The sequence below is a fragment of the Nitrobacter sp. MLSD-S21 genome (assembly GCF_058809865.1).
Window position 1 is genome coordinate 37,278 of record NZ_JBXASZ010000009.1, and the last position, 13,733, is coordinate 51,010.

At 63.1% G+C, this 13,733-nt stretch carries 13 protein-coding genes and 2 pseudogenes; 6 read left to right on the plus strand and 9 right to left on the minus strand.

The annotated features are described in order from the left end of the window. The first annotated feature begins 235 nt into the window (after positions 1-235). Positions 236-490: a hypothetical protein gene (locus tag AC1RT6_RS18690; protein WP_472791624.1), complete on the plus strand. Its 255-nt coding sequence runs from the start codon at positions 236-238 to the stop codon at positions 488-490. Between the two features lie 148 nt (positions 491-638). Here the strand turns inward: AC1RT6_RS18690 and AC1RT6_RS18695 are convergent, their stop codons facing one another. Then, a complete protein-coding gene (locus tag AC1RT6_RS18695; protein WP_493029589.1) occupies positions 639-1,217 on the minus strand; it encodes a hypothetical protein in 579 nt (192 codons plus the stop codon). A gap of 6 nt (positions 1,218-1,223) precedes the next feature. On the opposite strand from AC1RT6_RS18695, the gene AC1RT6_RS18700 reads away from it, so the two are divergent. Continuing rightward, positions 1,224-2,900: a hypothetical protein gene (locus tag AC1RT6_RS18700; RefSeq protein ID WP_472791622.1), complete on the plus strand. Its 1,677-nt coding sequence runs from the start codon at positions 1,224-1,226 to the stop codon at positions 2,898-2,900. Positions 2,901-2,928: 28 nt separating this feature from the next. Beyond that, entirely contained in the window at positions 2,929-3,573 is a 645-nt protein-coding gene (locus AC1RT6_RS18705) for a hypothetical protein (RefSeq protein WP_472791621.1), read from the plus strand. A 24-nt stretch (positions 3,574-3,597) separates the two neighbouring features. On the opposite strand, the gene AC1RT6_RS18710 is transcribed toward AC1RT6_RS18705, so the two are convergent. Beyond that, positions 3,598-4,611, minus strand: coding sequence for an HNH endonuclease (locus AC1RT6_RS18710; RefSeq protein WP_472791620.1), 1,014 nt, complete (start codon positions 4,609-4,611; stop codon positions 3,598-3,600). Between the two features lie 112 nt (positions 4,612-4,723). Here AC1RT6_RS18710 and AC1RT6_RS18715 point away from each other — a divergent pair, with 112 nt between their 5' ends. After that, a complete protein-coding gene (locus AC1RT6_RS18715; protein ID WP_493029590.1) occupies positions 4,724-5,272 on the plus strand; it encodes a hypothetical protein in 549 nt (182 codons plus the stop codon). 28 nt (positions 5,273-5,300) lie between these two features. On the opposite strand, the gene AC1RT6_RS18720 is transcribed toward AC1RT6_RS18715, so the two are convergent. The 7 genes from AC1RT6_RS18720 to AC1RT6_RS18750 all read right to left on the minus strand — a co-directional run bounded on the left by AC1RT6_RS18720 (position 5,301) and on the right by AC1RT6_RS18750 (position 11,523). After that, the gene (locus tag AC1RT6_RS18720) at positions 5,301-7,751 is read right to left on the minus strand and encodes an ATP-binding protein (protein WP_472791618.1); all 2,451 of its coding nucleotides are present in this window, start codon (positions 7,749-7,751) and stop codon (positions 5,301-5,303) included. Beyond that, positions 7,748-7,921, minus strand: coding sequence for a hypothetical protein (locus AC1RT6_RS18725; protein WP_472791617.1), 174 nt, complete (start codon positions 7,919-7,921; stop codon positions 7,748-7,750). Before AC1RT6_RS18725 ends, AC1RT6_RS18720 begins: the two co-directional genes overlap by 4 nt. A gap of 126 nt (positions 7,922-8,047) precedes the next feature. Then, positions 8,048-8,833 (minus strand): DUF2971 domain-containing protein, encoded by a 786-nt coding sequence (locus tag AC1RT6_RS18730; RefSeq protein ID WP_472791616.1) that lies wholly within the window; start codon positions 8,831-8,833, stop codon positions 8,048-8,050. Between the two features lie 324 nt (positions 8,834-9,157). Beyond that, positions 9,158-10,375, minus strand: a complete 1,218-nt coding sequence (locus AC1RT6_RS18735; RefSeq protein ID WP_493029591.1) for an RHE_PE00001 family protein — start codon at positions 10,373-10,375, stop codon at positions 9,158-9,160. Between the two features lie 200 nt (positions 10,376-10,575). Continuing rightward, entirely contained in the window at positions 10,576-11,010 is a 435-nt protein-coding gene (locus tag AC1RT6_RS18740; protein ID WP_472791615.1) for a hypothetical protein, read from the minus strand. Then, positions 11,007-11,270, minus strand: a complete 264-nt coding sequence (locus AC1RT6_RS18745) for a type II toxin-antitoxin system prevent-host-death family antitoxin (RefSeq protein WP_472791614.1) — start codon at positions 11,268-11,270, stop codon at positions 11,007-11,009. The genes AC1RT6_RS18740 and AC1RT6_RS18745 overlap by 4 nt, the downstream gene beginning before the upstream one ends. A gap of 73 nt (positions 11,271-11,343) precedes the next feature. Next, positions 11,344-11,523 (minus strand): hypothetical protein, encoded by a 180-nt coding sequence (locus tag AC1RT6_RS18750; protein ID WP_472791613.1) that lies wholly within the window; start codon positions 11,521-11,523, stop codon positions 11,344-11,346. A 62-nt stretch (positions 11,524-11,585) separates the two neighbouring features. On the opposite strand from AC1RT6_RS18750, the pseudogene AC1RT6_RS18755 reads away from it, so the two are divergent. Continuing rightward, positions 11,586-12,670: pseudogene (locus AC1RT6_RS18755) on the plus strand (hypothetical protein). An 8-nt stretch (positions 12,671-12,678) separates the two neighbouring features. Beyond that, a pseudogene (locus tag AC1RT6_RS18760) lies at positions 12,679-13,718 on the plus strand (tyrosine-type recombinase/integrase). The last annotated feature ends 15 nt before the right edge of the window (positions 13,719-13,733 follow it).

The window sequence follows — 13,733 nt, forward strand, 5'->3', positions numbered from 1 at the left end:
CACCTACGAAAGTTGAATCTTATCAGCACGTTATCCGAGCAGGTGCGGCGGCGGCAATCCTCCATCGTCCCACGTGCCTAACCAGAGCAGACATCACGCCATAAGCCACTGGAATCGCTATGATTAAAAATATGATTGAAAATACTTATCGAAATATGTGGACGAAATTTATCCGAAATACTATCTATAAACTCATTTCACATATTGCGCGTTTTGCGCGAAGAACAGGAATCTCATGACAGCCGATGCGTCCAAGCGAGCCAAGTCCAGCGGCGGCAAGCGGGAGAAATTCCGGGCGTTGGCGGAAAACCGGACCAACAACGCGCTGGTCGCTATCGGCCGCATCGGCAACCTGTCGAACCGCCAGCTTTACGAGTTCGAGGACGCGGAAGTCCGCAAGGTCATTAAGGCGCTGAAGGATGCGGTCAGCGAAGTCGAAAATCGTTTTTCATCACCAAAAGGAAAAGCCGATGCCCGTTTCAAGCTCTAGCGCCGCGCGCCCCGCAAAAGCCGGCCCGGTGGAAGCGACCGACTTCGTGTTGCCGGACGAAATCCCGATCGATGTCGGTCACACTCTCGATCAGATGATGAGCCGCTTCCGGAGCGTGCGCGACGGCTTGCCGGAACTGGTGAAGAACTCAAAGGACCAGTATTCGCGCCTTGGAATTGTCGAGCTCGAACTCCGCCAAATCGTAGTGCTTGCCGATACGCCGGCGCGCCGCCTGGCCGTTCTGGATTTCGCGGGAGCGCGCCTTGATGATTTCACTGGCTGGACGACATGGTCGAGCCGCACCGCCAACCGTAAGGACCACGCCGACGATATTGAGGGCGGCAATGGCAACGGCGGCAAAGGCTTCATGGTGCGCGGCGCCTCCGAGCGCGCTTATCTCGAATCCTGCTTCGAGGGGAAACGGACGCGCATGGGTTTCAAGAACGAGCGCGCGGCGGACCGTTACAAACCCGGCTTCGGACGGGAAAACGGCGTTGCCTTGAGGAACGTGGACGAGCCGAATGCCAAGAAGCAGCTTGAGCGATTCCTCGCTGAGGTCGGCGCAACATTTCAGCAGCTTCCTGCTCCCGCTCAGGCGGCTTTCGAGAAGCGCAAGGCCTTCTCCGGCGTTCTTCTCAGCGGCGTGGTCGATTGGGACTATCGCATCGACAAGGTGCGGCGTCTCGCGTGCGAGGTGGTTGCCGAGCTGCTCGCAAGTCACGGGCAAGCCGCGTTGACCATCGAGACGTGTGATGTATGGGTCGTTGTCGATGGCAAGACGGTGGCGGGGCCCATCAGACCGGTCTCGCTCGATCCCTATCCCGGATTTGAACAGCCGCGGGAATTTGCCATCCCGGACGTGCTGCCCGATCCCGAGACGGGCGACCTCGTCGATATGACGGCTGGCGCAGGCCAGCGGTTTTTGCGGCTGCATACATCGCTCCGCCAGCTTCAGGTCAGCGAGGAAACGCGGGGCCGCAACGTCATTCGCCTCTGGAATGCCCGCAACAACGTCGCCAACTGGCCGCTTCAGGCTCTTGGCGTGCCCCTTACTTCGGTCAGCTTCATCTATGGCGTAATCCGCTGTCCCGCCCTGGTCGATCACCATCTGGCCGGGGCCGAGCGGATCCATCTCAACGACACGCCCTTGACCCGCGCGCTTGAGGAGTGGACCCGTAACCACGTTACCGATCTGGCCGAAGCCCTTCACAAGGCGATGGCCGGCAGCCACAAGCCGCGCGACCGCGAAAAGGCAAAATCCGTCCTCGACAGCATCCGCAATCTCATGCGCCAGTACCTCGATCCTGCTACTGCCGGCGATACCGACGACGATGAAAACGACGGTAAGAAAGGCACGGACGGCCAAGGGGACAAGGAGCGCCGCAAGCGCAAGAAATTAGGAAAGCGCATCGACGCCATCGTGCTCGAGAACAACCAGGATAAGGTCGCCTTGATCGAGGGCACGACGATTCCCCTTCGCTTTCGGTGCCTTGAGCAAAGCAGCGACGGCTCGACGAAGCCCGTCAAGCCGGACGGCGTGGTACTACGTTCCCTGCCGGAAGGCGTCGTCACCGAGGCATCCGACCATCGGCTGTCGGCGGTCAAGGCCGGTGAAACGCAATTCTGGCTGGAGGCCGCGGACGGCCGCATCGCTTCCAACCATGTCGTCTGCGAGGTGCTGGCGGCAAGCGACGTAAGCGTGACGGTTCCGACCGAAGTGTTCCTGCAAGGGCAAAGTCTCAAGCTGACCGTCACCTTTGCCACCCCCGCAGGCCCGCGCGACGACGCGCTTATCGACGCGTCGATTGATGAACCGGGCATGGGGCTTATCGGGCGTAACAGCCGTTTCACGGCTGGCTACAAGGAAGGCCAGGCCACGCTTCGTGTTCGCTATGGAGCAGCGGCGCAGCATGTGCGCGCCTTTCCGATCCAGATCGGAGCCGACCGTATCCCGCCCCCGGAAGGCGACGGCAACCGTGGCAGCGACATTCCCGATATCCTCCTCTGTGGCGACACCGCGCCCGGCATGGAGGATGTGCCGGTCGAGCAACGGACGTTGCCGGGCGGCGAGCAGTTCACGACGATCATTGAAGACCCGCTGTTTCCGAACGTCATCTGGATCAACCCCGAAAGCAAGGAAGCGATGCGGGTGCGCCGCCAGCGCGGCGGATCGTCGGGCATGAGTGGCATCGCCTCGCAGAACTTTGTGCATTTCATTGCCCTGAAATGTTTTGATGTGCTGAAGCGCCTTCACGTGCGCCAGGCCTTGCGCGGCCGGACCATCACCGAATACGAGTTCATTCAGCTCGCCACGATCGCCGAGATGGAGTGTGCCGACTTCATCGACGCGGCGTGGGAAATCAGTGATGAATTGCTAAAAGCGGAGGCAGGAAGTGGCCAGGGAGAATAGTCGCCTCACGGCAGCCCAGGAGATTCTGATGGGCGCAGGCGATCTCGATCGCCAGGGCAAGAGCGAGTTCAGCGAGTGGGACTTGACGGTCGCAACCTGGAAGCGGAATCCTAACCGCTTCGGCGCGCGCGGCTACGAAGATCAGTATCCCGACCACAAGCGCGTCATGATGGAAATCATGGGCACGACGAAGAAGGACAACCCTCTTCGTCGCGGCTGGTTTGAGCGGACGCGGCCGAATCATTACCGCATCACCGACGTCGGGCGCTCCGAAGTCGGGCATCTCAGCGACACCAAGGCCACCACGGAGAAATCAAACCGCTCGCCGCAGCCGATTTACGACGCCGTAGCTCCTCTTTATCAGCAGGCGATATTTCGCAAGCACATCAGAGACCCGGAGGAGCCTCGCATGTGGGTCGGCGCTGCTTCCTTTTTAGGCCTGACCAGCAATGATCCCCAACATGTAGAAGACCGGCGGCGCGCAACGCGCACCGCTATCGACAATGCCCTCGCGTGGCTGGATGAGACGAAGACCGAGAATCTCCATCGCGGCGTGACATCCGGCGGGGAAGCCATTGGCCGCACCGATTTAGTGAAGCTGAAGGAATTTCTCAACGTGCTTGAAAGGCGGTTCGCCAACCAGTTCGAAGCCATCAGAAAAACAAAGAAATAGTTTTGGCTCCCACGGGATCACGGCTCAGCTTCGGAGATGCCACCGCCGCAAGCGGTTGGCTTTCTCGACGAACTCGCCGCGAGGCCGGTTCGCCCGTTCCGCCGGCAGCAGAATGACATCGCGTAATCCATCCTGGAAGAAGTTCAATTTTCCGTCCAATCTTGCCTGCCGCAACTCCGCGATGCGCTCATCGTGAAGATGGACGTGATACTCCGCATCGAACGTGACGAGGCCCGTGTCATAAGCGCGATGATGGAGCGCGCACAGCGCCACGCCGTTGGCGGTCTCATCGGTACTGTCCGGTTCTGCGACGGGTAGAATATGCGCGCCGTCGAGAAGCCGGAGCTGTACGCCACACATCGCGCAGCGGTGCCGATACGCGCCCAGGACCCGATCGCTGAAATCAAGCGCGCGGAGGGCCCGCCGAGTCTGGACCACCGCCCACTGGCGCGGCTTCGCCACGCCCGCTTGAATCTCGGGCTCGCCCACCTCGTCGGGATCGGCCGCAAGCCGCGAAAGCAACGCCACTTCCTCCGGCGCCTCGCCCGTGTCGTGCAGAGCCTCAAGATTTTGCGTGTAGGTGCCAATGAAGTCAGGCCGAAAGGCAATGGCCAGTTCGCCGGTGTTCTTGCGGTGCGTCGCAAATCCGTTGGCGATCGCGGCTTGAAGTGCCGCCAGGCCGATTTGCATCGAAGGCGAGCCGCCGAGCAAGCCATTGTGGCGCCGGTAGTCGAAGCCCGCGAAGACCTCTTCGTTGGGCCACCAGCCCAGAATGAGCGTTTTGCCGCCAATCTCCGGCTCGAAGCGGTCGCTACCCAGGCCCGTAATTTGAATCCGGTACTCGGCCGCGCTGCGCGGTCCCCCGCCATGGCTAATATTCCAGATGTAAGCCCGGACCGTTTCAGACACGTCTTCCTTATAGACGCGGTATCTCGCGGGATGCTCGCCGGGTTCCGACAAATAAAGGACGTTCCAGCCCCCAAGCCGGTAAGCGTCCTCGACCTTTTCAAGAAGGGCCGGCTTTGAAAGTCGCGGCATTTGAGCCCCAAGAGAAAGTCGCCGGCCCGTCAGGGCCTGCCGATTCGCAGAAATGTCGTTTACCTGAATTTACCGGGACTGGCCGCAGCCATGGAATATCGAATCGAAAAAAATGGAGACCATTGTTGTGGAGGCGACTTTGCCAGAACAGGACCTAGCGGACCTCGAAAATTGGCTCGCAAACGACGAGGCAAGGAGCCGCCCGTTCCGCGCGGCACGCCCTCAGCGCATGCTGTCGATCTTCGACTCGCCCCACGAATACGTCATGTTCAAAGGTGGCGCGGGATCACAACAGGCGTATTCCGAAATGCGCCTGGCGTACATTCACGGGCTGTATTTCGCGACGGTTGTTCTGGCACTTTCCTGCCTTGAGCAGGAACTAGCCGGCAGCCTCTATGCAGGAGGCTCGGACATCGCGGCTCGATGGAGCCTGGAAAAACTGCTCGCTGCCGCACGCGACTCCGGCATCATTGATGATGAGGCGTTTAAGGCCATCGACGATCTGCGCACCGTCCGCAATGCTTACGCACACTTCCGGCCGCCGCTCCACCCTACCAGCAAAGTCATGCGTGCACTGGGTCAAGAAATACACATGGACGACGTTTCTGAACGTGATGCGATCAAGGCGCTTGAAGTAGTGGCAGAATATTTCAATCGATGACGTCGTATAAAACGCCATCGACATCGGGTCACTTGCCCTTTGATTTGAGGTTTAGGTTGACGCAACTGCATGAGCAGCGCACGGCATCCGGTATTCCGCGCGGTACAATGTAGAGCCAGGATTTACAACTATCGCACCGGAAGCAGCCTAGCAGTTCACGAAAAGCGGCCACCACCGGCTCGAAATCCTTGCGCCCGAAATTCGCCCATTCATTGTAATGGAGAGCCTTGTTCACTGCCCATTGTTCGACGTTGGCGGCGCCATTGCAGGTCGAGAGCATCTTTTTCCGATCGAGGGCCGTGTCTTTTTCCGTCGCGTTGCCCCAGGATTGCGCCGCATCGGCCGCCTTGCCGCATAAATCTCGCAGACGTGCCAGGACGCTCGGCAGAAGTTCACCCAGCTCGTAATTGCCGTCCGACTTGAAGACCGGGCTGGCGCCGAGGTTGTCGGCAAGACGCCGCGCGGCATATTCGAGATGCCGCCGTAACGTGCCGGCCGCTTCAGGCACCTTGTTCTTCCCCAATGACGCCGCGATGTCGTCCCAGACTTCCACATTCGATTCCACGAGGGGGCCGGTCTCGACGGTCCACCCGTGAAACGACAGGGAGGTCTTGCCTGTGACGAGCCCCGCCGACCGCATCTGCTCCGCCCAGAGCCGGTCATGCGTCGTGATGACGAATTGGGTATTCGGGAAATGCGTCTTGAGGAGCTTGCAGAATTGATAGCGATGCCCGGAATCCACCGACATGACCACGTCGTCCAGCAGCGCAAGCGTGAAGCCATCGCCGAAGAGACGCTTCATCAAGGCGAGATACAGGCACACGCCCATCCCATCCTGATGGCCTTCGCTGTGAAAGGCGGCCGGCGGAAAGAGCCCGCGCTCATAGAAATTGACCGCGAAATCAAGCTTGCCCGCACTCGGGCTTAACTTCGCCGTGAACTTCTCTTCGTCGCCCTCGTTGATCAAGCGATAGAAGGTGCTGAAATCATCCTGGACATCCTCGTAAAGCGCCTCCAGCTCGGCCTCCATCACCTTGCAATAAGCATCGTAAGTCGCCTTCGCCTCCGTGCTGGCCGTTTCGGCGCGCTGGCGCCGGCGCAGCGCTTCGCGATGATCCTCCAGTCGAAGCTGTGCGGCAGAGAGAAAGGTTTGCGCATCGAGAGTAGCCGTTTGATCTGGCTTGGCCTCGACGATGGCCACAAGTGCTGCCAGCGCGTTTGCAACACCCTTCGGTACGGCGGCCCAGCCCGTCGAAAGACGGGGCTTCAAGCCCAATAGCCCATCCATCTTGCCGAGTTCGCCCCGCAGACCTTCGATGTCTTTGCCCCAGGCTTCGATTGCCGACTTCGACGGCGCATCGTCCTGCGCGTTGGCCACGCGATATCCTGCAACGAGCAATTCCCTCAATCGCGCGCATTCCCGGCCGAGGTCAGTTCCGGCCGAAAGCAAGGCGGCTTGTAATTTGGCCGCTTCCTCGGACTTTTCGAGCTTTGCGGTGAGATGCGCCCGCAGATGTTCTTGGTCAGGCCATTCATGGTCACACAAGGGGCATAGCGGACCATCGACAAGGTCGAGGCCCTTCTCGACCAAGGCCCGGTGGTGAAGGGCCTGTAGCAGCGAGGGGTCCGATTCCAGCCTTGAAAGACCGGACAGAAGGGCATCGACCGCCGGCTTGCCCGCCGCGTCCACCCCACCCACCGCATCGGTCAGCGCCTTCAGATCGCGACGCGCGGCCTGCTTGTTGAATTCGATAGCCTTGCCAGCTTCGATCAGCCCCTGGTCGAGCCTGGTATCCGTGCCGAGCTTGTCGATAGGGGCAAGATCCAAGGTCTTTCGGCGGAGATTGATGGCGGTCAGAATTTCTTCCGCCTTGAACTCCGCGATATTGAGATGGCGCGCGAGGGTATCTCGACTTGCATTGGCGTGCGCTTCCGCCGCCTTGAGCGCAGTCTGCAAGCGGTTTTGCGCCGTATTGAGCGCGCTGCGCGTCTGGCCGACGTCGTCTAGCTTCAGGATGGTCTGGATTTCTTCCGATCGCTTGGTCGGCTCCACGAGAATGAACCGGAGAATGTCGCGACGGGAGAGCGTGATCTCGGGATGCGCGGCGATGTCGTCGAAGGCCGCCTTGATGTCGGAGTTCTTTGGTGCGATCGCCGGCTTCTTCGGCGACGACACCTTGCGCGTGATCGTTGCCGCCTTCTTGAGGGCCGGGAAATAAACCTCCAGCTTTACGACCGCCGCGTCCGGAAATTTTGCCTTATCGACGTGCGGCCCGTGCTCGCCGACCGAGAGGTCCTTCGTGCCTGGTCCCATGAGACGGCCGATCTGGCCTGTGAGCGCGAATTCAATCGCATCGATGACCCCGCTCTTGCCAGAGCCGTTCGGCCCGGAAATGGCGAACGTGGCCTGATCGAGCTTGATATCGAGCTTGCGAATGCCGCGGACTTCCTCGATGTGCGCCGCAACGATCTTGATCATGCGACCTCGCCATCGTCGCCGGTAAAGATTGCGACGAGGTCGTCGGCACGAACCTTCGAGTCTTTCCGGAGCAATTCGCGCAGAGCGCTGATCTTGGGCGCGCTCAGCGTTTTCTTTTCGGACAGTTCCGCAACGAGCTTTTCGACAATCATTTCCTGGATGGTCGCCATAGGCACCCGGCCAATCAATAATTTCGCTTATTACAATAGGCTGCAGTCCACCGCAGGCCCGCGAGCAATGCAAGCATTTCCGGAAGACATGCCTTGAGAAGAAGCCCTGGCGTATATGGGCCGGCTTCAGACCATATAGAACGTGATGGTCCCGGCGGAATCGCGTTTCGCCTGAAAGACTTTGATGCCCGGATTGACCGCCTTCGCCAGCGCGATGATTTCGGCCTTGTCAGCAGCCGTCATTGCCGTGCCGAGATAAAGCTCGGTGATTTCCTCGGGATGATATGCCAACACGCGGTAATCTTCCTCGCCTTCGCCACGCGGAATGGCGAGCCGGTATTCCGACTCGAACGCATAGGCCTTCGTCTTGGCGTAGATGATGCCGTCCATGCTCGCGCGCGCCCGCGCTTGCTGATCGCCGAAAAGCGCTTCTCTCGCATAGTCGAGCGTGCGCGGAAAAATCGCGGGCCGCTTTTCCTGGTAGGTCACGGGCGAGAACTTCTGGAATTTGGAATCCTTCGGCACGCTGGGCTCGATCCGCAGGACGATGCCTTGCGAAGCCTGGGCATATTCTTCCCACATGCGGTTGGAAGCCTTGTCGGTCGTGACGCAGAGCACGCGGTGCCCTTGCATGAATTCGTTTATCTCCTTCACGAAGCCCTCGGCAAGCGCGCGCCAATGTTCGATGCCGAGGCCGCTTCCGTCAGGGTCCTTCTTAAGGCCTTCCCTGACAATCCCGGCCGCCTTGGGGTTTTCGCGGAATATCTTCTGAAGCTCGGAGACTTTCGGCTTCAATTTGTCCGAACACGTCGGCGCCGCGTCGGCGTTCTCGACGATCACATCGACAAACTTGTCCTGAAGGATCTTCAGCGCCGATTCGATCTCGTCCGGGAAGAGGCTTTGTGTCGTCATGTCTTCCAGATCGGAGTACTCGCACGGCTTTGCGAAACGGAAGCATCGGTTGGCAAGAGTTTTTATTGCTCCGTCAAGGTTCAGGTACTTATAAAGTGGAGGAAGAGACATTTTTCCAATCCCGAATATTCAAAACGAGGCAAGATCAATCATTCTTATCACCACTTTGTATTCGGAATAGCCTAGCGGATTGCGATCCAAATGACAGTTTATGTGGCTTGCGTCCAAGACGTGGACGGGCGACCCGACTTCTCATCTTACCGCCGCCGATCGCTTAGTCGCTGGCGCTTTTAAATGCGGCCTGCGATCTGCATCTGTGACTTGTCACAGAATTCCCCATGCCCGATACCGGCCTCGCCCGGTCGCCTCCCGCAGCCCGAGCTCGGCGACCAGGTCCTGGGCCGCGCGCGGCGTGATTTCCAATTCGCCCGCGATCATGCCGGCCGAGACCATTGGCCGGCTGAGCACGTAGTCGAGCAGCGCCGGCAGGGAGGAGGTCGAGCGGCGGCCGGCGAGCTTGCGGGCCAGCAGAGAGCGTGCGGTCAGCCAGCGGTCGTGGTCCTTCAGGCCGGCCTCGGCCGCGGCCGCAATCGCCTCGAGCTGGACGGCAAGGCGCCCTGCCCTGTCGCGCGGCCGCCGCCGCTCAACCGGGATGGCTTTCAGGCCGTCGTGCAGGCACGGCAGATGCGCCCGCGCCTTGCCGCGCTCGCGCAGCAGCGCGGCGGCCAGCAGCCGGCCGAGCCATGGCGCATGCTGCAGCGGCTCGATCGCGGACCAGGCGTCGGTTGCAAGCGCCGCGGCCAACGTCGGCGGCAAGGCGCGGGTCCTGTCGACGACGTCACGCCACTCAGCGAGGCGTTCGTCCTCGTCACAGTCGAGGTCGTAGACCAACGGATCGCGCGCGGGCACCCGCCTCGCCCGCGTCGTCGCGGCCTCAACCGCCAGGGTGCGGCCAGCCTGCGCGATCGCCGCGTCGACCGCGGCGAAGACGTCCGCCATCCGCTCGTCAACAGCTGTCTCGGGCGCCGGCTTGGCCGCGCCCGCCTCGCCATCTTCGCCGTCGAGATCAATCAGTTTTTCGGTTCGCCCCTCCCAGTCGCCCGCCTCGTCGCCGCGGGCGCGCCCTCCCCTACCCCGCAGGCCGGCGAGCCCGTCTGCGGACAAGGCCCAGTCGGCTTTCTCGCCGGCGATGCGACGGCGGCCCCGCAGGATGGCGTGCGCGCGGGTCAGCTCATGGGTCGGCGTGCGGACGTCCATGCCAGCGTCGTGGAGAACGAGATCCTCCAGGTGGACAAGCTCGCCCTCGAGCCACAGACTGGCGCAGGCATCGCTGAAGTGAGTCCGCGCCGCCCAGCCGTCGCGGATCGGGCTCTTGGCCAGCCGCTCGTCGAGGCGGGCGAGCGCATCCTCGGCGGCGGCAAGCGGCCCGGCCATCGCGGCCCAGGGCAGCGGATCGGGGACTTTGTAGGCTGAAGGCAACACTTTGATAACCTTAACAAGAATCACCGTAACGGAAGCTATCACGGCTTTAGCTTCCGTCATAGCGATGCCTTCTCGGAAGCTCTTTTCACTATCGATAACCCCCCCTTATCGATAGTGTTGGACACGAATCCGCAAATCGGCGATTCTGGCGGCCCAGAGCCCGGCAAATCACGCCCGCCGGGCCTCCGATCGACGAGAGGACGCCACCGCTGCCAGCCCCCTCCCCTCTTCCGGACGCCTCCGGCCGCCGCCGGCGGCCGTCACTCAGTGCGCGGCACCTGGCGCAGGCGGCCGACCTTGGCGAACTCCCGCAGTTTTTCCCGCGCGGCCGTCGCGAGCTTGGGCGGCAGCGGCCCGTACCAGACGCTCGGCGGCGTCTGGCGGCCGGCCGCGCGCAGGTCGGGCCCCGGCCAGGCGAAGACGTTCGCCTCGTTGCAGACGATCCAGGACCGCTCCGCGTCAAGCCCGAGACGCGCCTTGGTCACGGCCGGGATCTCGATCGCCGTCGCGGGATCCGCCGGCGGGCTGTGCGTCACCGGCACCACGATCGCGACAATGCGGTCGCCGTCGCGGCGCGTCGCCGCGACCAGCGCGCAGGGCCGGTTCTTTAGCCCCTCCTCCGCGCCGCGCCGGTGCTCGTCGGCCCAGAGGTAACTGTAGCTGAGCAGCCAGCCGACCTTCGGCTCAAGGCTCACTTCGCCCCGAGCTCGGCGTTCAGATGCTCAAAGCCGGGCGCCATCTCGCTCGCCTCGAGGGCGGCGATGTCCTCGTCGGTCAGGTCCGCGGCCTTGACCGCCCGCCGATCGCGGGCGCTGAGGCGCTCGTATTCGTCGTACGACAGCACCACGTTGCGCGGCCGGCCGTGCTTGGTGATCAGCACCGGCTGGCTGAGCGAGCGGTCGAGCGCCTCGCCGACCCGGTCCTGGAATTCGCTGGCGCTAAGGGTGACGGCCATGGGAAATCTCCGTTTCCGCCAAAATAGCGAAAATCGGGAGAAGTTTCAAGCCAAGGTCGCAGGGTGGCAGTGCTCAGGTGTTCGCCGGAGCTTCCGTGGGGCCGTGGCGCGGCTCCGCCGGCGTCGTCAACTCGGCGGCCTCGATCGCGGCGATCTCCAGCTCTTTCAAGTCCACGGTGCGCTCGACCCGGCGATTGCGCTTCGGCGCGCGCACGACCTCATTGGATGCGTCGTCGGCGGTCTCGCTGACCATGTGCTGCTTTCCTTTGTCCCTAAACGTGCGGAAATCCCGTCCATCCCGCAAGAGGTCGATCGATGACGCCTCCTCCCGCCCGCCTCCCCGATTCGGCCTCGCTGCACGCCGTGCTGGCGGGTCTCGACCGGGCCTCGGTCGACGCCGACCTCGTCCCTGCCCTCGTCACCGCCTTTCCGGGCTTCGACTTCAGCCTCGCCCAGGTCGACGACGACTACTGGCGCGACACCCGATCGGTCATCCGGCCGGACGGCACACGCATCGGCGAGCTGCGGCCGTGGATGACGGCCGAACTTGCGCAGGACGGCGGCGACGTCAAGGCGACCTGGGCACGCCTGAAAGACACCGATCTGGAGATCACGGAGTGGCGCGGCACCAGCGCCTTCGTCTTCGCGCCGACCGGGCCCGCGCCGGCCGACTACATCCAGATCGCGCTCGGCCGCGAGGTCGAGTGGCGCGCTGGCCCGGTCGTCAACCCGGACTACCGCCCCTGGGGCGAGGAGGAGCTGTTCGATCCTGGCTGGCCGCGGGATAAGCGCCTACCCGACTCGGACCGCCTCGCCGGCCCGGTCTACCGCCTGCTCGACCGCGCCGGCGGCGCCTTCCTCCACGTCCGCAGCTTCCTCGACCGCTGCGGCAGGATCGAGCGCGAGAAGCGCGAGGCGAAGCGCCCGGGGATGGAGCGGCGGGTCGTCCGACCGGACCGCACGGCGCGACGCGCGAGACCCCCTTTCTTGAGCTGGTGCCCGACTATTTCGAGTTCGTGCCGCGCGAGCTACGCTTCTTCCTGGACTGGGAGGCCTCTAGCGCCCGGTCCCAGCGCGTCTTCGCTCACTGGGCGCTCGACGCCCGCGACTACACCCACAAGGGCGAGCGGGAGGTCGGCTCGCGGCCGTTGAAGGCGCCGCGAGAGCGCCTCTTGATGACCCCCGAGACGTCCGTGCATCAATTGATGGACCGGATCGAGGCGATCGACGGCGAGGTCGGCCTGCCCTTCGGCTGGTTCTTCCTGATGACCCATGGCCACTGGGTCGAGCACGGCGTCGGGCTCGCGATCGCCGAAGGCCTCAAGGCGCAGCGCGTGCGCCTGCCCGACCCGGACGCAGCGGTACTGCTGCGCTGGGCCGAGCGGACATACGGCTTCTGAGGCGCGCTATGGACGACATCGTCAAGAACCGATCCCTCGACGCCGAGTCCCGACGCGCTTTGGAGCTGGATACGCTCGCTGCCATCCTGCCGGTGGACCGTCGCGACCGCCTGGCGCAGCTCCTGACAGACGACGACGTCGCGACGCTCAAGCACCTCGCGCGCGAGGGCATGGGCGAAAACAGCCTGCGGGCGCTCGCGTCCGACCTCGCCTACCTCGAGGGCTGGGCGGCCACCGCCACCGGCGATCCTTTGCCGTGGCCGGCGACGGAAGCGCTGGCGCTGAAATTCGTCGCGCACCACTTGTGGGACTCGGCGCAGCGCGAGAGCGATCCCCGGCACGGGATGCCGGCGGAAGTCGCCGAAACGCTACGGGTCGAGGGTCTACTGTGCAGCGACGGCCCGCACGCGCCGAGCACCGTGACGGCGCCTGGCGAGCTGGGGCACGCTGCATCGCTGGAAGGGGATCGAGGGGCCGTTCGGCTCGCCGACACGCGAGATCTCGCCATCCTGCTGCTGGCCTTCGCCTCCGGCGGGCGGCGGCGCAGCGAAGTGGCCCGGCTGCGGATCGAGCAGCTGAGCGACGAGGCTGCCGCGCCGCTCGATCCGACCGACCCGAATTCGCCGGCGCTGCCGTGCCTGTCTATCCATCTCGGCCGGACCAAGACCGGTGATGCGGACGAGGAGGGGAGGGTGTTCCTTGTCGGTCCGCCGGTTGATGCGCTGCGTGAGTGGCTCGAGCGGAGTGACGTCCAGAAGGGGCCAGTTTGCGCGCGATCGACCGGTGGGAGGCACTCGAGGAGCGGGCGCTGACGCCGCAGTCGATCAACCTGATCGTCAAGCGGCGGTGTGAAATGGCCGGCCTTGACCCGACGGAGTTCGCGGCGCACGGCCTGCGGTCGGGCTATCTCACCGAGGCCGCCCGGCAGGGCGTCGCGCTGCCCGAGGCGATGCAGCAGTCGCAGCATCGCTCCGTGCAGCAAGCCGCCAGCTACTACAACGAAGCGGGGCGTGCGCAGGGGAGGGCGGCACGCCTCCTGATGGAATGACCTAAGGCGCGCTCG